General features: G+C 64.0%; 20 protein-coding genes. 9 read left to right on the forward strand and 11 right to left on the reverse strand.

Translation table 11 applies throughout. The annotated features are described in order from the left end of the window. Window positions 1-85: 85 nt before the first annotated feature. The 4 genes from rlmD to KU43P_RS20755 form a co-directional block, all read right to left on the reverse strand. Window positions 86-1,444 (reverse strand): 23S rRNA (uracil(1939)-C(5))-methyltransferase RlmD, encoded by a 1,359-nt coding sequence (gene rlmD / locus KU43P_RS20740; RefSeq protein ID WP_317659292.1) that lies wholly within the window; start codon window positions 1,442-1,444, stop codon window positions 86-88. Beyond that, window positions 1,444-2,343 (reverse strand): cysteine synthase CysM, encoded by a 900-nt coding sequence (gene cysM / locus KU43P_RS20745; RefSeq protein ID WP_317659293.1) that lies wholly within the window; start codon window positions 2,341-2,343, stop codon window positions 1,444-1,446. Before cysM ends, rlmD begins: the two co-directional genes overlap by 1 nt. Before the next feature lie 87 nt (window positions 2,344-2,430). Beyond that, window positions 2,431-3,807, reverse strand: a complete 1,377-nt coding sequence (locus tag KU43P_RS20750; RefSeq protein ID WP_317659294.1) for a sensor histidine kinase — start codon at window positions 3,805-3,807, stop codon at window positions 2,431-2,433. Window positions 3,808-3,810: 3 nt separating this feature from the next. After that, on the reverse strand, window positions 3,811-4,527 hold the full coding sequence (locus tag KU43P_RS20755; protein WP_317659295.1) for a response regulator transcription factor: 717 nt from the start codon (window positions 4,525-4,527) through the stop codon (window positions 3,811-3,813). A 196-nt stretch (window positions 4,528-4,723) separates the two neighbouring features. Between KU43P_RS20755 and KU43P_RS20760 the strand changes: the two genes are divergently transcribed. The 4 genes from KU43P_RS20760 to KU43P_RS20775 all read left to right on the forward strand — a co-directional run bounded on the left by KU43P_RS20760 (window position 4,724) and on the right by KU43P_RS20775 (window position 9,430). Then, window positions 4,724-7,483, forward strand: coding sequence for a response regulator (locus KU43P_RS20760; RefSeq protein WP_317659296.1), 2,760 nt, complete (start codon window positions 4,724-4,726; stop codon window positions 7,481-7,483). An 87-nt stretch (window positions 7,484-7,570) separates the two neighbouring features. Next, a complete protein-coding gene (locus tag KU43P_RS20765) occupies window positions 7,571-8,560 on the forward strand; it encodes a 2-hydroxyacid dehydrogenase (protein ID WP_317659297.1) in 990 nt (329 codons plus the stop codon). Between the two features lie 31 nt (window positions 8,561-8,591). Next, window positions 8,592-9,029, forward strand: a complete 438-nt coding sequence (locus KU43P_RS20770) for a hypothetical protein (RefSeq protein ID WP_317659298.1) — start codon at window positions 8,592-8,594, stop codon at window positions 9,027-9,029. Then, window positions 9,026-9,430, forward strand: a complete 405-nt coding sequence (locus KU43P_RS20775; protein ID WP_317659299.1) for an META domain-containing protein — start codon at window positions 9,026-9,028, stop codon at window positions 9,428-9,430. Before KU43P_RS20770 ends, KU43P_RS20775 begins: the two co-directional genes overlap by 4 nt. A gap of 126 nt (window positions 9,431-9,556) precedes the next feature. Here KU43P_RS20775 and KU43P_RS20780 read toward each other — a convergent pair whose 3' ends face one another. After that, window positions 9,557-10,021, reverse strand: a complete 465-nt coding sequence (locus KU43P_RS20780; protein WP_317659300.1) for a TlpA disulfide reductase family protein — start codon at window positions 10,019-10,021, stop codon at window positions 9,557-9,559. Window positions 10,022-10,106: 85 nt separating this feature from the next. On the opposite strand from KU43P_RS20780, the gene arsC reads away from it, so the two are divergent. From arsC to KU43P_RS20795, 3 genes are read left to right on the forward strand one after another with little or no spacing between them, the layout of a single operon-like run. After that, window positions 10,107-10,460 (forward strand): arsenate reductase (glutaredoxin), encoded by a 354-nt coding sequence (arsC, locus tag KU43P_RS20785; protein ID WP_317659301.1) that lies wholly within the window; start codon window positions 10,107-10,109, stop codon window positions 10,458-10,460. After that, a complete protein-coding gene (wrbA, locus tag KU43P_RS20790; protein ID WP_317659302.1) occupies window positions 10,457-11,053 on the forward strand; it encodes an NAD(P)H:quinone oxidoreductase in 597 nt (198 codons plus the stop codon). Before arsC ends, wrbA begins: the two co-directional genes overlap by 4 nt. A 1-nt stretch (window position 11,054) precedes the next feature. Then, a complete protein-coding gene (locus KU43P_RS20795) occupies window positions 11,055-11,468 on the forward strand; it encodes a DUF2069 domain-containing protein (RefSeq protein WP_317659303.1) in 414 nt (137 codons plus the stop codon). A gap of 132 nt (window positions 11,469-11,600) precedes the next feature. On the opposite strand, the gene KU43P_RS20800 is transcribed toward KU43P_RS20795, so the two are convergent. Both KU43P_RS20800 and ttcA read right to left on the reverse strand, forming a co-directional pair. Next, entirely contained in the window at window positions 11,601-12,272 is a 672-nt protein-coding gene (locus KU43P_RS20800; protein WP_317659304.1) for a DNA-3-methyladenine glycosylase I, read from the reverse strand. A gap of 4 nt (window positions 12,273-12,276) precedes the next feature. Further along, complete coding sequence (gene ttcA, locus KU43P_RS20805; protein ID WP_317659305.1) at window positions 12,277-13,101, reverse strand: tRNA 2-thiocytidine(32) synthetase TtcA; 825 nt, start codon at window positions 13,099-13,101, stop codon at window positions 12,277-12,279. A gap of 264 nt (window positions 13,102-13,365) precedes the next feature. Between ttcA and KU43P_RS20810 the strand changes: the two genes are divergently transcribed. Then, a complete protein-coding gene (locus tag KU43P_RS20810; protein ID WP_317659306.1) occupies window positions 13,366-13,965 on the forward strand; it encodes a Yip1 family protein in 600 nt (199 codons plus the stop codon). A gap of 129 nt (window positions 13,966-14,094) precedes the next feature. After that, on the forward strand, window positions 14,095-14,589 hold the full coding sequence (locus KU43P_RS20815; RefSeq protein ID WP_317659307.1) for a SprT family zinc-dependent metalloprotease: 495 nt from the start codon (window positions 14,095-14,097) through the stop codon (window positions 14,587-14,589). 152 nt (window positions 14,590-14,741) lie between these two features. Here the strand turns inward: KU43P_RS20815 and KU43P_RS20820 are convergent, their stop codons facing one another. From KU43P_RS20820 to KU43P_RS20835, 4 genes are all read right to left on the reverse strand, one after another. After that, on the reverse strand, window positions 14,742-16,064 hold the full coding sequence (locus tag KU43P_RS20820; RefSeq protein ID WP_317659308.1) for a dicarboxylate/amino acid:cation symporter: 1,323 nt from the start codon (window positions 16,062-16,064) through the stop codon (window positions 14,742-14,744). A 381-nt stretch (window positions 16,065-16,445) separates the two neighbouring features. Beyond that, entirely contained in the window at window positions 16,446-17,792 is a 1,347-nt protein-coding gene (locus KU43P_RS20825; RefSeq protein ID WP_317659309.1) for an ATP-binding protein, read from the reverse strand. Further along, the gene (locus KU43P_RS20830) at window positions 17,789-18,466 is read right to left on the reverse strand and encodes a response regulator transcription factor (RefSeq protein ID WP_317659310.1); all 678 of its coding nucleotides are present in this window, start codon (window positions 18,464-18,466) and stop codon (window positions 17,789-17,791) included. The genes KU43P_RS20825 and KU43P_RS20830 overlap by 4 nt, the downstream gene beginning before the upstream one ends. A 100-nt stretch (window positions 18,467-18,566) precedes the next feature. Then, the gene (locus KU43P_RS20835) at window positions 18,567-19,169 is read right to left on the reverse strand and encodes an outer membrane beta-barrel protein (RefSeq protein ID WP_317659311.1); all 603 of its coding nucleotides are present in this window, start codon (window positions 19,167-19,169) and stop codon (window positions 18,567-18,569) included. Between the last annotated feature and the right edge of the window lie 19 nt (window positions 19,170-19,188).

Here is a 19,188-nt window from a genome sequence, read left to right on the forward strand (position 1 = left end):
CATACAGCGCACTACACGGGTGCGCTGGCTATCACCGTGTGGCTTCCATTCCATGGAAACCGCACCAAGGGGCGCCAGTGTGTGGCTAGCCCGCTTCGAATAACGCCATGGCCTCGACATGCGCCGTCTGAGGAAACATGTCGAGAATCCCGGCCCTTTTTAACCGGTACCCCTGGCCGACCAGCACCTGGGCGTCTCGCGCCAGCGTGGCCGGGTTGCACGATACGTAGACCAACCGTTCGGCCTTGAGGCGTGCGATGCCTTGCACCACCTCGAACGCACCGTCGCGCGGTGGATCCAAGAGTACCGCAGAAAAGCCCTCGGCGGCCCATCCGGCGCCCGCCAAAGGCTGCGATAAATCGGCCTGAAAAAACCGTGCGTTATGCACATTGTTGTTTCTGGCATTGGCCTCGGCCCGATCGACCATGGCCTGTACACCTTCCACGGCCACCACTTCACGCGCCTGGCGAGCCAGCGGCAGAGCGAAGTTGCCCAGGCCGCAGAACAGGTCCAGCACGCGCTCGTCGGCTTGCGGTGCGAGCCAGGCCAGGGCCTGCTCGATCATCGCCGTGTTGACCTGGGCGTTGACCTGGACGAAGTCGCCAGGGCGCCAGGCCAGTTCCAGTTGCCAGGGCGCCAGGGCAAAGCCCAGTTTCGCCTCGGCATCCACCGGTGCCGGCTCGCCTTCGCCTTGCAGCCAGAGCTGCGCATCGGCTTCATGGCAGAACGCCTGCAGGCGCGCCAGGTCATCCGCTGGCAGTGGCATCACGTGGCGCACCAGCACCGCCTCGGCAGTGCCGCTGAACAACTCCACATGGCCGATCGCCTGCGGCTTGCTCAGCGAACGCAGCACGGTCGGCAAGTGGCGAAGAATAGATTGCAAGGGCTGTACCAGCACTGCGCAGTCATCGATGGAAACAATGTCCTGGCTGGCTTCGGCACGGAAGCCCACTTCCAGCTGCCGCGCTTTGACATCCCAGCGCACCGCTACCCGCGCCCGGCGCCGGTAGCCGAATTCCGGCCCGCTCAAGGGGGCGGCCCATTCCTCGGGCTGCACACCGGCAACCCGCTGCAGCTGTTCGGCCAAGGTACGTTGCTTGAGTGCCAGCTGGGCCTCGTGGGGCAAGTGCTGCAGGTTGCAGCCACCGCAGCGTTCGTAATGACGGCACGGCGCCTCGCGGCGCTCGGGGCTGGCCTGCAGGATCCGCTCCAGGCGCGCCTCGACCACCTTGCCGCGGGCGTTGAGCACGCGCGCCTCGACCGACTCGCCGGCCAGGGCTCCACTGACGAACCAGGTGCGCCCTTCGAGGAAGGCGATGCCGCGGCCGTCACCGGCCAGGCGCTCGATTTCCAGGCGCTGTTTCTTGCCCACGGGGACCTGAGGGGTGCGGTTACCGCCGGCCGGCTGAAAGCGCAGGCCGCTGTTGCTTTTCTTTCTGGACATTAGCTCGGGTCGAACAGGCCGGTGGACAGGTAACGGTCGCCGCGGTCACAGATGATCGCGACCATCACGGCGTTTTCCACTTCTCGAGACAGGCGCAGCATGGCCGCTACCGCACCACCGGAAGACACGCCGCAGAAAATGCCCTCTTCACGGGCAAGGCGACGGGTGGTGTCCTCGGCTTCTTGCTGGGACATGTCCATCACGCGGTCGACACGGGTGGCGTCGAAGATCTTCGGCAGGTATTGCTCGGGCCAGCGGCGAATGCCGGGAATCGCCGAGCCTTCCATCGGCTGCAGGCCGACGATCTGCACCGACGGATTCTGCTCCTTGAGGTACTGCGAGCAGCCCATGATGGTACCGGTGGTGCCCATGGAGCTGACGAAATGGGTGATCGTGCCCTGGGTCTGCTGCCAGATCTCCGGGCCGGTACTGTTGTAATGGGCGATCGGATTGTCGCCATTGGCGAACTGGTCGAGGACCAGGCCGCGGCCTTCGGCCTGCAGCTTCTCGGCCAAGTCACGGGCGCCTTCCATGCCCTCCTCCTTGGTCACCAGGATCAGCTCGGCGCCATAAGCGGTCATGGCAGCCTTGCGCTCGGCGGTGGAGTTGTCGGGCATGATGAGGATCATCTTGTAACCCTTGATCGCCGCCGCCATCGCCAGGGCAATGCCGGTATTGCCGGAGGTGGCTTCGATCAGGGTGTCGCCGGGCTTGATCTGGCCACGCAGTTCGGCGCGGGTGATCATCGACAGTGCCGGGCGGTCCTTCACCGAGCCGGCGGGATTGTTACCTTCGAGCTTGAGCAGGAGGGTATTGCTGGTTTCTCCAGCGATGCGCTGCAGGCGAACCAGGGGCGTATTGCCGACGCAATCGGCGATGGTTGGGTACTGCAAGGTCATGGTGTATTTCACAATCCGGACGGCAGGGGCGCCTATCATACCGGCAAACCCTTCGCCGCCATATCACGCAATCTGTGGTCGGTATAGCTACAAGCTATATAGCCTTGTATTGCTAGTACCTGCCCCATGAGCTGGCAGGCGCATGCACAGGCGCAGCCCGCGCTTGCCGTTATCGGCCCACAGGGTGCCGCCCTGGCGCTGGATCGCACTGCGGGCAATGCTCAAGCCTAAGCCGAACCCACCATCCCCCGGGCGCGAGCCATCTAGGCGGGAAAACGGCGCGAAGATCCGCTCCAGGTCTTCCTCGGCCACACCGCCACCCTCGTCCTCCAGCCACAACCGCCAATAACTCCCCTCACGCTGCCCGCCCAGGCGCACCACGCCGCTTCCCGGTGAATGGCGGATGGCATTGCGCAGCATGTTCTCCACGGCCTGGGCCAGGTGGTTGAGGTTGCCCTGTACCCAGCAGTCGACCGGCAGCTCGCAACGCAGACGCTCCGGTGGCCAGCCGCTTTCATAGCTCGCGTCTTCGACCAATAGCTCCCACAACGCCTGCAACTGAATCGGCTCAAGGTTCATCGGCGCTCGCTCGGCGTCCTGCCAGGCCAGTTGCAGGGTGTTCTCGACCAGCTGCTGCATGCAGTCGACCTCGCGGCCCAACCGTTCACGCAACCTCTGCAGATCGGTTTCACCGTCACAGGCCACGCGCAAGCGGCTCAGGGGCGTGCGCATTTCATGGGACAAATCCCGCAGCAGTTGTTGCTGCATGGCCACCGTCCCCTGCAGCCGCTCGGCCATCTGGTCGAAGGCACGGGCCAGCTCGCCCAGCTCGTCATGCCGGGCGATGGTGCGCGAGTCCAGGCGAGCCGATAGCTGGTCGGCGCGCCAGGCGTTGGCCTGCTCGCGCAACTGGTTGAGCGGCACGATCAGCATGCGGTATAGGCCGATGCACAGCAGCAAGGTGAACAGGCCAGGAATGATGCCGTTGGTAACGATGCGCCAGGCCATCTGGTATTGCCCAGGGGTGAAGCGGGTCGGCAGCTCGATGACCAGCATGCCCTGCTCCGGCGCCCCGGGAAACGGAATGCGCAACCAGGGTTGGTCGATGCTGCGCCGGCTCATGGGCCAGTCGACGCCGCGCAGGCGGGTAAGTCGCTGCATGATCTCCGGGCCCAGGGTGGCGCTGTTCAAAGGGCGCAAGTTGATATCGAGCACGCCCACCCAGCCCTGCTCGCGCTCGTGCATGTCTGCCAGCCACCGGTCCAGCCCGCCTTGCCCGCCGCTGCGCCAGGCCTGTTCGGCCTCGCTGGCATAGCCGCGCAGCACTTGGCGGGCGGGCTCGGCGAGAAAGGCATTTTGGGTTTCCATGTGACGGCCCCAGGTGTAGCTCAGGCCGATCATCAACAGGCAGAAACCCACCAGCAGGATGGTCAGTTTCCAGAACAGCGAATGGCGATCGGGCATCGCTCACTCCGCCTCGCCGACGCTGAGCACGTAGCCCTTGCCCCAGACGGTGCGGATCTGCCGCTCGTGGTAGCCGATCGCCTTGAGTTTGCGGCGGATCTGGCTGACATGCATGTCCAGGCTGCGGTCATGACGAGAATAGCCGCGCTGCAGCACCTGCTGATAAAGGAAGGGTTTGCTCATCACCTCGTCGAAATTGCGGTTGAGCGTGTCGAGCAGGCGGTACTCGCTCGGTGTGAGACCTGCATGCTGGCCGCCCAGGCTTACATCGCACAGGCTATCGTCGAAACGCAGCTCGCCGGTGGCCTGCTCCAGCGCGGGCTGATGGCGACGCTCAAGGGCGACGCGGCGCAGAATCGCCTCGATGCGCACCTGCAGCTCGGCCATGCTGAAGGGCTTGGGCAGGTAGTCATCGGCGCCGCGCTGGAAGCCACTGATCCGGTCGGCCTCGGCGCCCAGCGCCGACATCAGGATGACCGGCGTAGTACTGCACCGGCGTAACTGTGCCAGAGCATCCAGGCCGTTGAGCCCAGGCAGCAGGATATCCATCAGCACCACGTCGAAGACCTCCCGACCGGCCGTTTCCAGGCCGTCGAGCCCGTTTCGGCACCAGGTCACCTGGAAGCCGCCACGCTGCAACTCTTCATGCAGATAGGCGCCCAGCACTGGGTCGTCCTCAATGGCCAAGATGCTGGAGGAGTGAATAGCTACGGGATTCATTAGCAACTGCCATGCATTCTCAATTGCGCGCAATTATTGAGCATGCTACCGATCTAGGCAACCATCCCACGACCAATGCCATCACGCCGCAGCGAAATCGCCGGCAAAGGAGTGCAATCGAGCCGCAGGCGGAGTAACTTTCCGCTTTGGTTCGTGGCGCAAGCCACGGCGTACAGGCACAGGACAGGAGGCTGGTGTGCTCGATCGTTTGGGAATCCGCAGCCGGGTTCTACTGCTGGCACTGCTGCCAGCCTGCCTGATGGCCTTGGTGCTGGGCTGCTATTTCACCTGGTTGCAGCAAAATGAGTTGCGTACCCAGCTACTTCAGCGCGGCAAGATGATTGCCGAGCAACTGGCGCCGCTGGCCGCCCCTGCCCTTGCCCGGCAGACGCCCGCACAGCTTGAGCGGATTGCCGCGCAAACCCTGGAGCAGGCCGATGTGCGCGCCGTGGCGTTTCTCGCCCCGGACCGCAGCCGTCTGGCCCATGCCGGCCCCAGCATGATCAACCGGCCGCCCAGTGGCGGCACCGGAACCCAGCTGTTGCAACGCAGTGGCAACGACGCCACCCGCTACCTGATGCCAGTGTTCGGCCATCACCGTGACCTGGCCACCGATGCCGTGCCGGCGGAATCCGAGCGCCTGCTGGGCTGGGTCGAAATCGAACTGTCCCACGACGGTACCTTGCTGCGCGGTTACCGCAACTTGTTCACCAGCGTGCTGCTGATTCTCGTCTGCCTGGGCCTTAGCGCCCTCCTGGCAATGCGCATGAGCCGCACCATCAACGACCCGATCGCGCGCATCAAACACGCGGTCAACCAGCTCAAGGACGGCCACCTCGAAGAGCGCCTGCCGGCCATGGGCAGCCACGAACTGGACGAACTGGCGCGCGGCATCAACCGCATGGCCGAGACCCTGCACAGCGCCCACGAAGAGTTGCAGCACAGCATCGACCAGGCAACCGAGGACGTGCGCCAGAACCTGGAAACCATCGAAATCCAGAACATCGAACTGGACATGGCGCGCAAGGAAGCCCTGGAGGCCAGCCGCATCAAGTCGGAGTTCCTGGCCAACATGAGCCACGAGATCCGCACCCCGCTCAACGGCATCCTCGGATTCACCCACCTGTTGCAGAAAAGCGAGCTGACGCCGCGCCAGCTCGACTACCTCAGCACCATCGAAAAGTCTGCCGACAACCTGCTGGGGATCATCAACGAGATCCTCGACTTCTCCAAGATCGAGGCCGGCAAGCTGGTGCTAGACAGCATCCCGTTCAACCTGCGCGACCTGGTCCAAGACACCCTGACCATCCTCGCCCCCGCCGCCCATGCCAAGCAGCTCGAGCTGCTTAGCCTGATCTACCGCGACACGCCGTCGTCGCTGATCGGCGACCCGCTGCGGCTCAAGCAGATCCTCACCAACCTGGTGAGCAACGCCATCAAGTTCACCCGCGAAGGCACCATCGTCGTGCGCGCGATGCTCGAAGACGAACAGGAAGACAGCGCGCAGCTGCGCATCAGCGTGCAGGACACAGGTATCGGCCTGTCACCGCAGGATGTGCGCACGCTGTTCCAGGCCTTCAGCCAGGCCGACAACTCGCTGGCCCGGCAACCGGGGGGCACCGGCCTGGGCCTGGTCATCTCCAAGCGCCTGATCGAGCAGATGGGCGGCGAGATCGGGGTCGACAGCACGCCGGGCGAAGGCTCGCTGTTCTGGATCAGCCTGAGCCTGCCCAAGGCCCATGACGATATCGAAGAGCAGCCCCTGCAACCCCTGTTGGGCCGTCGCGCCGCCGTTGTCGACGGCCACGAGCTGGCTCGCCAGGCCCTGGAACACCAGCTCGAAGATTGTGGCCTGAGCGTGAGCCTGTTCGCCTCCTACGAACAACTGCTGCAAGGCGTGCAGGCGGGCTTCCAGGCCGGCATGCCGTTCGAGTTCGCGGTGTTTGGCGCGAACCTGGGCACCCTCTCGCCGGAGCAGTTGGGTAACTACCACCAGCAACTGGAGCGTTTCCACTGCCAATGCGTGGTGCTATGCCCGACCACCGAGCAGGCGCTGTACCACCCGTACCTGCCCAATGGCCACGGCCAGTTGCTGTCCAAGCCGACCTGCACGCGCAAGCTGCGCCGCCTGCTGCTGGAGCTGGTGCATCCGCGTCGCCCGCTTGGCGAACCTGGCCCGGGCCGTCATGGCGAGCGCCAGGCGAAGATCCTCTGCGTCGATGACAATGCCGCCAACCTGTTGCTGGTGCAGACCCTGCTCGAAGACCTGGGTGCCGACGTGCTGGCGGTCGACAACGGCCATGCCGCGCTGCAGGCCGTGCAAAGCGAGCGCTTCGACCTGGTGCTGATGGACGTGCAGATGCCAGGGATGGATGGGCGTGCCTGTACCGAACAGATCCGCCTGTGGGAAAACACCCAGAGTGGCAATCCGCTGCCGATCGTCGCCCTCACCGCCCACGCCATGGCCAACGAGAAACGCGCCTTGCTGCACAGCGGCATGGACGACTACCTGACCAAACCGATCAGTGAACGCCAGCTTGCCCAGGTGGTGATGAAGTGGACCGGGCTGAACCTGGGTGCCGCGCCTGTGGAACGCATCGAGGACCAGCAGGCCGAGGGGCACGAACTGCTGGTGCTCGACCCGGACGAGGGGCTTCGCCTGGCCGCCGGCAAGCCGGATCTGGCCGCCGACATGCTCTCCATGCTGCTGGCATCGCTGGACAGCGACCGCGAGGCGATCCGCGCCGCGCGCGAGTCAGAGGACCGCACAGTGCTGATTGAGCAGGTGCACAGGCTCAACGGTGCCTCGCGGTATTGCGGTGTGCCGCAACTGCGCGCAGCGTGCCAACGCAGCGAAACCATGCTCAAGCAGGACCATCCGCAGGCGCAACAGGCGTTGGATGAACTGGACGGGGCGATCTGCCGGCTGGCGGCCCAGGCGCGGCTCAGCGCCTGAGCTCAAGGGCCCTAACGCCGGCGCAGATCAAGATCCCTGCTCGGCGGGTGACTACAATCCCCACAACCCGGAATAGGAAGCCCGACCATGCGCGCCCTGTTGTTCAGCAGCCAGCACTACGATCAGGAAAGCTTTACCCAGGCCGCCCGCGACCTGGCCCTGGAGCTGCACTTCCAGCCCGCCCGCCTGACCCTCGACACCGCCGCCCTGGCCCAGGGCTTCGATGTGGTGTGCGCTTTCATCAATGACGAACTCGACGCTCAGGTCCTGCAGCGCCTGGCCGCCGGTGGTACGCGCCTGATCGCCCTGCGCTCGGCCGGCTACAACCACGTCGACCTGGCCGCCGCGCAACGCCTGGGCCTGGCGGTAGTAAGGGTGCCGGCCTATTCGCCGCATGCCGTGGCCGAACATGCCGTGGCGCTGATCCTGGCCCTGAACCGCCGGCTGCACCGCGCCTACAACCGCACCCGCGAGGGCGACTTCACCCTGCATGGCCTGACCGGTTTCGACCTGCATGGCAAGATCGTGGGCGTGGTCGGTACGGGCCAGATCGGCGTCGCCTTTGCTCGCATCATGGCCGGTTTCGGCTGCCAACTGCTGGCCTACGACCCCTACCCCAACCCGGAACTGCTGGCGCTGGGCGCCCGCTACCTGGACCTGCCCGAACTGCTGCGCGAGGCGTGCATCATCAGCCTGCATTGCCCGCTGACCGAGCACACCAAGCACCTGATCAATGCCCAGAGCCTGGCCGAGCTGCAGCCTGGCGCCATGCTGATCAATACGGGCCGCGGCGCGCTGGTCGACACCCCGGCGCTGATCGATGCACTGAAAAGCGGACAGCTTGGCTACCTGGGCCTGGACGTCTATGAAGAGGAAGCGCAGCTGTTCTTCGAGGACCGCTCCGACCTGCCGCTGCAGGACGATGTGCTGGCGCGCTTGCTGACCTTCCCCAACGTGATCATCACCGCGCACCAGGCGTTCCTGACCCGCGAAGCGCTGGATGCGATCGCTGCCACCACCCTGGACAACATCATCCGCTGGGCGGCGGGCAAACCGCAGAATCAGGTCTCAGGTTAATGCTAGGATACGCGGCATTTCTGGAGGACCCATGGTCGAGCACGATTTCCGCTACACCCTTTTCAACCCGCAACATACCCTGATCGAGTGCCGTGCGCTGGTGCCGGGCCGCTACCAGGTGACCGGCAACGGCGGCTCGATGCACAAAGGCGACACCCTGCTGGTGACACTCAAGGGCAGCAAGGACCTGGCCATGCGCCTGACCGTTGAAAGCGTGCGCCACCTGATCAACCCGCGCGGCCAGTGGGTAGCGGTGGCCAGCGGCCCGGTGTTCAACGAACTGGAGATCCTCACCTGGCAGGTCGAGTGCGACAGCTGCGACGCAGTGCTGGACTTCGAGTTTGCCGTGGATGCCAAGCTGGGCAAGAAAGCCCGCCAGCCTGCCGCCACTGCGCGCATCACCGAGCTGGGCTGGGCCAGCCGTGGCGACAAGCACCTGTGCCCGCAATGCCAGGAGAGCGCCGCGTGAAGAATGTGTTGTCCGGCGTGCTGGTTGCCAGCGCCCTGCTGGGTTGCGCCGCCGAACCTTCGAAGCTGCAACAGGAACGCAGCTATGTGCTGGAGTGGATCGGTGAACGTCCGCTGATCGACTACAGCCACCTGACCCTGACCTTGGCCAGCGATGGCCGCGCCTATGGCAATGCCGGCTGCAACCATTGGTTTGCGCCGTATACGCTGGACGGCGAACACCTGAGCTTCGGCAAGGTCGGCAAGACCCGCAAACTGTGCGCGCCGGCGTTGATGGAGCAGGAAAAGCGCTTCTTGCAGGCACTGGAGACAGTAGAGCGTTGGGACGTGTCGCCGGTCGAGCAGATGCGCTTCTGGCCGGCCGAGGGCAAGCCCCTGCGGTTCTGGCCTGAGGAAGGCTGATTCTCTATTGGCTGTACCGGCCCTATCGCCGGCAAGCCGGCTCCCACAGGTAAACCACTGACCTGGAGAACAGTGGAGTGCCTGTGGGAGCCGGCTTGCCGGCGATGAGGCCGGTACAGCCCTGAATCAAGCCCCTTTCAGCGCCTTGATCTTGGCGTTCAGCCCTTCCAGGGTCTGCTCGCCCAGCAACTGCTCACGCACCTTACCCTTGTCATCGATGATGTAGGTCACCGGCAGCGCCTCGCTACGCGGCAGGTCGTAGCGCTCGGCCGGGTCCTGCGCCAGCACGGTGAAGCCGATACCCAGCGTTTCGGCCGCCTGCTTCAACTCCTGCCCCTGCAGGCCGTCGAAGTTCACTCCGACGACCTTGATCCCCTCGGCCTCCCATTGCTTGGCCGCAGTGTTCAATTCTGGAATCTCGGTACGGCACGGGCCACACCACTCGGCCCAGTAGTTGAGCACCAACCAGTGCCCGTCGAGCTGCTCGGCCTTTACCGTCTTACCGTGTTGGTCCACGCCGTAGTCGGCACCGCAACCACCGAGCAACAGGCTCGCGGTGATGGCCAGTACTGCTGCCAAACGCCTTGCCATGGGTCAATCCTTCTCAAGTTTTCGAGCAAATGGGTCAGTCGCTGCGGTTAGAATAGCCGCCACACCCAGCTGGATGCGACCCGACATGACTGACCTGACGCTCTATCATAACCCGCGCTGCTCGAAATCCCGCGGCGCGCTGGAACTGCTCGAACAGCGGGGCCTGACACCGACCATCGTGCGTTACCTGGAAACTCCACCCGATGCCGCCACGCTCAAGGCACTGCTCGGCAAGCTGGGCATCGCCCCGCGCCAGCTGCTGCGTACCGGCGAAGACGAATACAAGGCCCTCGAACTGGCCAACCCGGCGCTCAGCGACGCGCAACTGATCGAAGCCATGGCCAAGCACCCCAAGCTGATCGAACGACCGATCCTGGTGGCCGGTGACAAGGCGGTGATTGGCCGTCCACCGGAGAAGGTGCTGGAGATCCTGCCGTGAGCGCGCCGTACATCCTGGTGCTGTATTACAGCCGCCACGGCTCGACCAGCGAGATGGCCCGGCATATCGCCCGCGGGATCGAGCTGGCCGGCATGGAAGCACGTCTGCGCACGGTGCCGGCGATTTCCACCGAGTGCGAAGCCGTTGCCCCGGACATACCGGCAAGCGGGGCGCTTTACGCCACCCTCGACGACCTGCGCCACTGCGCCGGCCTGGTGCTGGGCAGCCCGACCCGCTTCGGCAACATGGCCGCGCCGCTCAAGTACTTCCTCGATGGCACCAGCAGCCTGTGGCTGGGCGGCGAACTGGTGGGCAAGCCCGCTGCGGTGTTCACCTCCACTGCCAGCCTGCACGGCGGTCAGGAAACCACCTTGTTGTCGATGATGCTGCCTCTGATGCACCACGGCATGCTGGTGATGGGCCTGCCGTACAGCGAGTCGGCCCTGCTCGAAACCCGCGGCGGCGGCACCCCTTACGGCGCCAGCCATCATGCCGGTGCCGACGGCAAGCGTGAGCTCGACCCGCATGAAATCGCCCTGTGCCGCGCCCTTGGCCAACGCCTGGCGACCACGGCCAAGGCCCTGGAGGCCTGACGTGGCGAGAAAACCCAAGGTGTTGCCGCCACTGGCGTGGCTTGAGCCGCGTGTGCGCCTGACACGGGCGCTGAGCCTGGCCTGCTTCTTTGGCCTGATCGTGTTGTTGGTGGTGAACAATGTGTGGTTCGCCAACCTGCACGGGGCGCGGGTCGGGGTTATCCTGGCCATCGAGCTGGTGCCGTTGCTGTTGCTGCTGCCGGGCATGCTGATGGGCAGTGCACGGGCGCATGCCTGGACCTGCTTTGTGGTGAATATCTACTTCATCAAGGGCGTACTGGCGGCTTTCGACCCGACGCGGGCCGTGTTTGGCTGGGTTGAGGTGCTGGTCAGCCTCGGGTTGTTTGTCAGTGGGCTGCTTTATGTGCGTTGGAAGTTCCAGCATGAGCGGCGCGTGGCGGGCGAAGGGAGCTGAAATCAGGGGCTGCTGCGCAGCCCAATCGCTGCGGTTCGTCGCCACGACAAGCCAGCCCCCACAGGTCCAGCGGTGCTCTCACTGTGGGAGCCGGCTTGCCGGCGATTGGGCCGCACATCGGCCCCGGCATTCTCAATGATTGACGGTATGCGCCAGCATCACCGACAACTGGCACAGCGGTCGCCCGCTCTCTTCGTGCCACTGGTTGAACGCCTGCTGCACCAAGGCCAGATCCCGCTGGCTGGTCGGCGGCTTGTCGATGATCTTCTGCGCGATCAACGCAGCCGCCATGTCATCGGTAGGGATGAAGGTATCCTTGCCCACCATGCGCAGGAAGCGCGGCGCCGACAGCCCGCCCATCTGATTGCCATGTTTGGCCAGGTACTTCCACAACCCGACGATATCGGCCACCGGCCAATCGGCGATGAACGCGCCAAAACTGCCCTTCTCCTTCGCCACGTCGAGCATCATCTGTGCATTGCGCGGCACGCTCTTGAGCTTGCCCAGGTGGCGAATGATGCGCTCATCGTGCATCAACCGCTCCAGGTGCTCGGCCCCCATCAGCACCACCTTCTCCGGGTCGAAGCCGAAGAACACCTGCTCGAATGCCGGCCACTTGGCGTCCACCAGGCTGTGCTTGAGGCCTGCGCGGAACACGCGCAGGGCCAGGGTCGACAGATAGCGGTCGTCGCTGATGTCGCGCAGCTGCGCCGGGGTGCGCGGCTGCGGCAGGAAGGCTTCCAGGGCCTGGGCCGAGCCGAAGCGGTTCAGGCAGTACTCATGCAACCACTGGTAATCGCGCATGGGCTCAGATGTTCAGCACGTCGAGGAAGCGTGGGGTGGCATTCTCGTCGATCTTCAGGCTGGTGAAGTCGAACAGGTTGCGGTCGGCCAGCTGCGACGGGGCCACGTTCTGCAGGGCGCGGAAGATGCTTTCGGTACGGCCCGGGTGCTTGCGCTCCCACTCCACCAGCATGTCCTTGACCACCTGGCGCTGCAGGTTCTCCTGCGAACCGCACAGGTTGCACGGGATGATCGGGAATTCCTTCATGTCCGAGTAGGCTTGGATGTCCTTCTCGCTGCAGTAGGCCAACGGGCGGATCACCACGTTGCGGCCGTCGTCGGCACGCAGCTTGGGCGGCATGCCCTTGAGCGCGCCGTTGAAGAACATGTTCAGGAAGAAGGTTTCGACGATGTCGTCACGGTGGTGCCCCAGGGCCATCTTGGTCGCGCCGATTTCATCGGCGAAGGTGTACAGGGTGCCACGGCGCAGGCGCGAGCACAGCGAGCAGGTGGTCTTGCCCTCCGGAACCAGCTCCTTGACCACCGAGTAGGTGTCCTTCTCGACGATGTGGTACTCGACGCCCAGTTCCTTGAGGTAGGCCGGCAGCACATGCTCGGGGAAACCTGGCTGCTTCTGGTCCATGTTCACCGCGACGATCTCGAACGAGATCGGCGCCACCTTCTGCAGGTGCAACAGAACGTCGAGCATGGTGTAGCTGTCCTTGCCGCCGGACAGGCAGACCATGACCTTGTCGCCATCCTCGATCATGTTGTAGTCGGTGATGGCTTCGCCAGCGAGACGACGCAGGCGTTTTTGCAGTTTGTTCTGGTTGACCGAGAGGGTGCCCATAGCGCTTGAATCCGCGAGGTGTGACAAAAGGCGGCTATTTTACGCACAAACCGACGGCGGCTGTAGGGCTAACCGATAAAGACTTCATTGTAATCAGCAGCGTCCCTTACAGCGCAATTTGCTCTAAAAAGCTGGTTTTATGCTGGGAACGGCTTCCTATACTGCGACATAAGGCCACATTACCGCTTTGCTTCGGTGCCATGGCCTCGGGCCGCTTGCGCTCCATCTGGGGGGCGATTGGCAACATCGAGAGGAGTGACAGGCATGATTCATCACGTTGTGGGGCTTTTTACTCATCCTGACCAGGAATGGCGGGAGATTCGCGGGGAAGAAGAAAGCATCAGCCACATGTACCTGACACACACGCTGATCCTGGCGGCGATCCCCGCCATTTCGGCCTTCATCGGCACGACCCAGGTGGGCTGGGTGATCGGTGGCCGACCGGCGGTCATGCTGACCCTGGAAAGCGCGCTATGGATGAGCATCATGTCCTACCTGGCGATGCTCGCCGGTGTCGCGGTGATGGGCGCGTTCATTCACTGGATGGCCCGCACCTACGACGCCAACCCGTCCCTGGCGCAGTGCATCGCGTTTGCCACCTACACCGCCACCCCGCTGTTCCTTGGCGGCCTGGCGGCGCTCTACCCGCACCTGTGGCTGGGCATGCTGGTGGGCACTGCGGCCATCTGCTACACCGTGTACCTGCTGTATGTCGGTCTGCCGACTTTCATGAACATTCCATCGGATGAAGGCTTCCTGTTCTCCAGCTCGGTGCTGGCGGTGGGCCTTGTGGTACTGGTGGCGATCATGGCTGCTACCGTGATCATCTGGGGCTTGGGCGTGGGGCCTGTGTATACCAACTAGATCCAACCAACACTGGGGCATCAAAGCCAGGGGCCGCCGCAAGGCGGCCTTTGGCTGCCTGCTGACCAGTGGCCTCGGCAGCCTCGCCGAGGTTGCGGCATAATGGCCGGTCAGGAGAATTGCCCCGCCATGCCAGAGCTGCTCAAACAACGCGTCGAAACCTGTTACCAGCAAGCCGAAGCCTTTTTCAAACGCCCCTTCCCGCGCCCGCAGGTGAGCTTCAAGCTACGCGGCCAGAAAGCCGGCGTCGCCCACCTGCACGAGAACCTGCTGCGCTTCAACCTGCAGCTGTACCGCGAAAACCAGGAAGACTTCCTGCGCCAGACCGTGGCCCACGAGGTTGCGCACCTGGTGGCCCATCAATTGTTTGGCGACCGCATCCAGGCCCATGGCGAGGAGTGGCAGCTGATCATGCGGGGGGTGTATGAGCTGCCGCCCAATCGGTGTCACAACTATGAGGTGCAGCGGCGCGTGATGACCCGTTACATCTACCGGTGCCCGTGCCCGGAGAGTGATTTTCCGTTTACGGCGCAGCGGCACAAGCTGGTGCATCAGGGGCGGCGGTATCTGTGCCGGCGGTGTCGGGCGATATTGGTGTATAGCGGGGAGACTCGGGTTGAATGATCCGGCCCTATCGCCGGCAAGCCGGCTCCCACAGGTACGCCGCAGGCCTTGATACAGCGGTGTACCTGTGGGAGCCGGCTTGCCGGCGATAGGGCCGCAGCAGGCACAAAAAAGGCGACCCGAAGGTCGCCTTTCTCATGACTGCATCACACTCAGCGAGCCGGGCCTTCAGCCACGCCCAGGTCGTCGGTCGGACGGGTGTCTACCAGCGGTGCACCACCGGAAGCCAGCTCCGAAGCGAGCTTGTCGTTGTCCATCTCCTTGACCCACTTGGCCACCACCACGGTGGCAACGGCGTTGCCGATCAGGTTGGTCAGGGCGCGGGCCTCGGACATGAAGCGGTCGATACCCAGGATCAGCGCCAGGCCGGCAACCGGCAGGTGGCCGACGGCGGAGAGGGTGGCAGCGAGGACGATGAAGCCCGAACCGGTCACGCCGGCAGCACCTTTGGAGGCTACCAGCAGCACCAGCAGCAGGGTGATCTGGTGAGTGATGTCCATGGTGGTGTCGGTGGCCTGGGCGATGAACACCGCGGCCATGGTCAGGTAGATCGAGGTGCCGTCCAGGTTGAACGAGTAGCCGGTCGGGATGACCAGGCCAACCACCGATTTCTTCGCACCCAGGCGCTCCATCTTGGCCAGCATGCGTGGCAGGGCCGACTCCGAGGACGAGGTGCCCAGCACGATCAGCAGCTCTTCACGGATGTAGCGGATCAGCTTGATCACGCTGAAGCCGTGAGCGCGGCAGATGCCACCCAGCACCACCAGGACGAACAGCAGGCAGGTGATGTAGAAGCAGGCCATCAGGTAGCCCAGTTGCACCAGCGAACCCACACCGTACTGGCCGATGGTGAAGGCCATGGCGCCGAAAGCACCGATCGGCGCGAGCTTCATGATCATGTTGATGATGTTGAACATCACATGGGCGAAGCGGTCGATCAGGTCCAGCACCGGCTTGCCGTAGCTGCCCAGGCGGTGCAGGGCGAAACCGAACAGTACCGAGAACATCAGCACCTGCAGGATATCGCCGTTGGCGAAGGCGCCGACGATGGTGTTGGGGATGATGTTGAGCAGGAAGCCGACAGTGGTCTGCTGTGCGCCGGCGGCGGCGTAGGCGGCCACGCTGCTGGCGTTGAGGGTGCTGACATCGACGTGCATGCCGGCGCCCGGCTTGACCACGTTGACCACGACCAGGCCGATGATCAGGGCGATGGTGGAAACGATTTCGAAGTACAACAGCGCGTAGCCGCCGGTCTTGCCGACCGACTTCATGCTCTGCATGCCAGCGATGCCGCTGACCACGGTACAGAAGATGATCGGAGCGATGACCATCTTGATCAGTTTGACGAAGCCATCACCCAAGGGCTTCAGGGCTACGCCGGTTTCCGGGTAGAAGTGGCCGAGCAGGATACCGATGGTGATCGCGACGATCACCTGGACATACAGGGATTTGTACAGCGGCTGACGTGTCGTCATGGCTCATTTTCCTCAAGTGTGCCGGCTTCACCCTTCCCAGGGTGATTGGGCACCTGAATCGCTAACCCTCCTGCACCCGGAGGGATTTGTCGTTGTGTTCGAGCTGCCTGGGCAGGCCTCTGTCAACGGAGATAGCAAGGGCGATGCCAAAATGCCCACCAAGGGTGCAAAGGCCGTATTTGCTAGAGGAAAATGCCCAACGAGGGGGCGTATTGGCGGGTAGAAGATGGCGGATTTCCGCCCGGTGGCGGAATTTGAACAGGGGGTGGTGGCGGGAATCCGCCCACCAAGGTTTCATTGGCCTCATCGCCGGCAAGCCGGCTCCCACAGGTACGCGGTGGGAGCCGGCTTGCCGGCGATGAGGCCGGTACTGCCTACCTTTCAGTCAAGATGAAAGGTAATGCAGAAGGCGGCGCCGCCCAGCGAAGAATCCCCCAGGCTGAGCTTGGCGTCATAGCTATCGACGATGTCCTTGACCACCGCCAGGCCGATCCCCTGCCCCGGGTGCTGCCGGTCCAGCCGCTCACCGCGCTCCAGAATCCGCTCTCGCTGGTCTGCCGGCACGCCGGGGCCATCATCCTCGACGCCGATCGTCAGCTGCCCCGGTGCTTCCTGCAGGCTCACCCGCACCTGGCCCAGGCTCAGCCGGTAGGCGTTCTCCAGCAGGTTGCCGAGCAGCTCCAGCAAGGCGCCCTGCTCCATCGGCACCTGCGCCTGCTCCGGCACCTCAAGCATGACTTCGACACGCTTGTCGCGGTAAACCTTGGCCAGGGTGCTGCACAGGCTTTCCAGCACCGGCCGCAGTGGCACGCTATGGCGCACCAGGCCGCTCTTGCGCAGGCTGGCACGCTGCAGCTGGTAGTCGATCTGCTGGCTCATGCGTTCGATCTGGCTTTGCAGCACCCGCGCAGGTTCACGCTCCCCAGGGCGCTGCTGCAGGCTTTCGCCTACCCCCTGCAATACCGCCAGTGGGGTTTTCAGGCTGTGTGCCAGGTCGCCCAGCGAATCGCGGTAGCGCTGGCGCTGTTCGCGTTCGCTGCGCAGCAAGCGGTTCAGCGAGCCGGTCAGGCGCAGCAGCTCGCGGGGGTGTTCTGCGCTCAGGCCATCGCGCGCACCCGACTCCACTTCGTCCAATTCGCGGCTGAGCCGGCGCAGCGAACGCAGGCCCCAGGTCAGGCCGGCCCACAGCAGCGTCAGCAAGGCCAGCAAGGCCGCGCCAAAGCCCAGGTAGAGCTTCTCGCGCAGGCCATCGAGGGTCTGCTTGTACTCACGCACCGGTTGCAGAGCGACGATGCTGTACGCCGCACTCTGGCCGCCAAGCAGCTTGATCTCGACGTCATAGACGAAGAATTCTTCGCCGTCGCTTTGGTGGATACGGGCAAATTCGTTGCCGCGCCCATCGTAGCGCGGCTGATAGTTGATGTTCTGGTCGGCGGTGGCACGCGAACGCCAGACCAGTTTGCCTTCGCGGTCGAAGATGTAGCCGAGCAACCCGGTGTACGGCAGATTGAAGCGTTCGTCCGGCAGCAGTGCCGGCATCTGCAACTGGCCATGTTCGATGCGCGCCGCCGATATCAGCGTGGTGACGTCGGAGGCCAGGCGTTGCTCGATTGATTCCTGCAAGGCCAGGCTGAAGGCCTTCTGCAGGGCCGGCAGCAGCGCCAGCATGAACAGTAGCGCCAACACCGCCGCCGCGAGCATCAGGCGCACCCGCAGCGAGCGGATCATCGGCAGCGCTCGGTAAACAGGTAGCCCAGGCCGCGCACAGTGTCGATGGGCTTGAAGCCGTTATCACCTTCAAGCTTGCGGCGCAGGCGCCCGACCAGCACCTCTATCACATTGGGGTCGCGCTCTTCGTCGCCGGGGTAGAGCTGCTCCATCAGCCGCTCCTTGGCCACCACCTGCTGGTGATGGCGCATGAGGTATTCGAGAATGCGGTACTCGTAGGCGGTCAACGCCAAGGGCTGCTCATCCAGGGTCGCCTGCTTGCGGTTGAGGTCTAACACCAGTGGGCCGGCGGCGATGGTCGACTGAGTGAAACCGCTGGAGCGGCGCAGCAAAGCATTGAGCCGGGCTTCGAGCTCTTCGAACTGGAAAGGTTTGACCAAATAGTCGTCGGCGCCGGCGGCCAGGCCTTCGACCTTGTCCTGCCAGTTGCCACGGGCGGTGAGGATGAGAATGGGAAAGACCTTGGCCTGGCTGCGCAGTCGGCCGATCAGTTCCAGGCCGCTCATGCCCGGCAGGCCGAGGTCGACGATGGCCAGGTCGAAATGGAATTGTTCGGCCTGGTACAGGGCTTCCTCGGCATTGGCCACGGCTTCGACCACATGGCCGCTTTCGCTCAGGCGGGTGTGGAGGTGGTGCCGCAACAGGGCTTCATCCTCGACCACCAGAAGTTTCATGCAGAGCTCCTTTCATCTATTGCCTGGACTGGCCTCATCGCCGGCAAGCCGGCTCCCACAGACGGGGATGAGGCCAGTGGAGGATAACGCGACTCACCCATCAGAACTTGTAGTTCGCCGACAGGTAAGTCTGGGCACTGCTGGTCAGGCGCAAGGTGCCCGCCTTCGGCCCTCCGCTGGGCGCCACTTCGGTCGACGCATTGCTTTGCAGGTAACGGTAGCCCAACTCCACCGAGGCCTTGTCGGTGAGTTCCTGGATCACACCGGCTTGCAGGCCCACCGCGTAACCGTAATCACTGTCGCGGCTCGCACCTGGCGAATCCTGGGTCAGCTTGGTCATGCCCAGGCTGCCACCGCCGAACAGCTTGGTGGTATCCCCCACCGGCAGGAACAGGTCATAGCTGCCGAGCAGGTTTTCCTGGCGCAGCTTGAGCCCGCTGTGGTCGCCGGAGACATTGTCGTAGGTCACGTAGTAGCGGCCCTGGTCGTTGATCCGGCCCAGGCGCACACCCCAGGTGTCGTCCTTGCCGATGATGCCGTCGGCGTTCAGGTGGTCGGTGTTGCTTTGCAGCAGGCCGGACTTGCGAACCTTGTCGCTGGTCTGGCCGTAGGTCAGGCTGCCAAAGTTTTCATCGGCCTGGGCAGTGGTCATGCCAGCCGCGCAAACGGCCAGGGCGGCGAGCAGGGTGTTGAAGGTTTTCATGGGTTCTTGCTCCAGTTGG

The organism is Pseudomonas sp. KU43P, from assembly GCF_033095865.1.
Lineage (GTDB): Bacteria > Pseudomonadota > Gammaproteobacteria > Pseudomonadales > Pseudomonadaceae > Aquipseudomonas.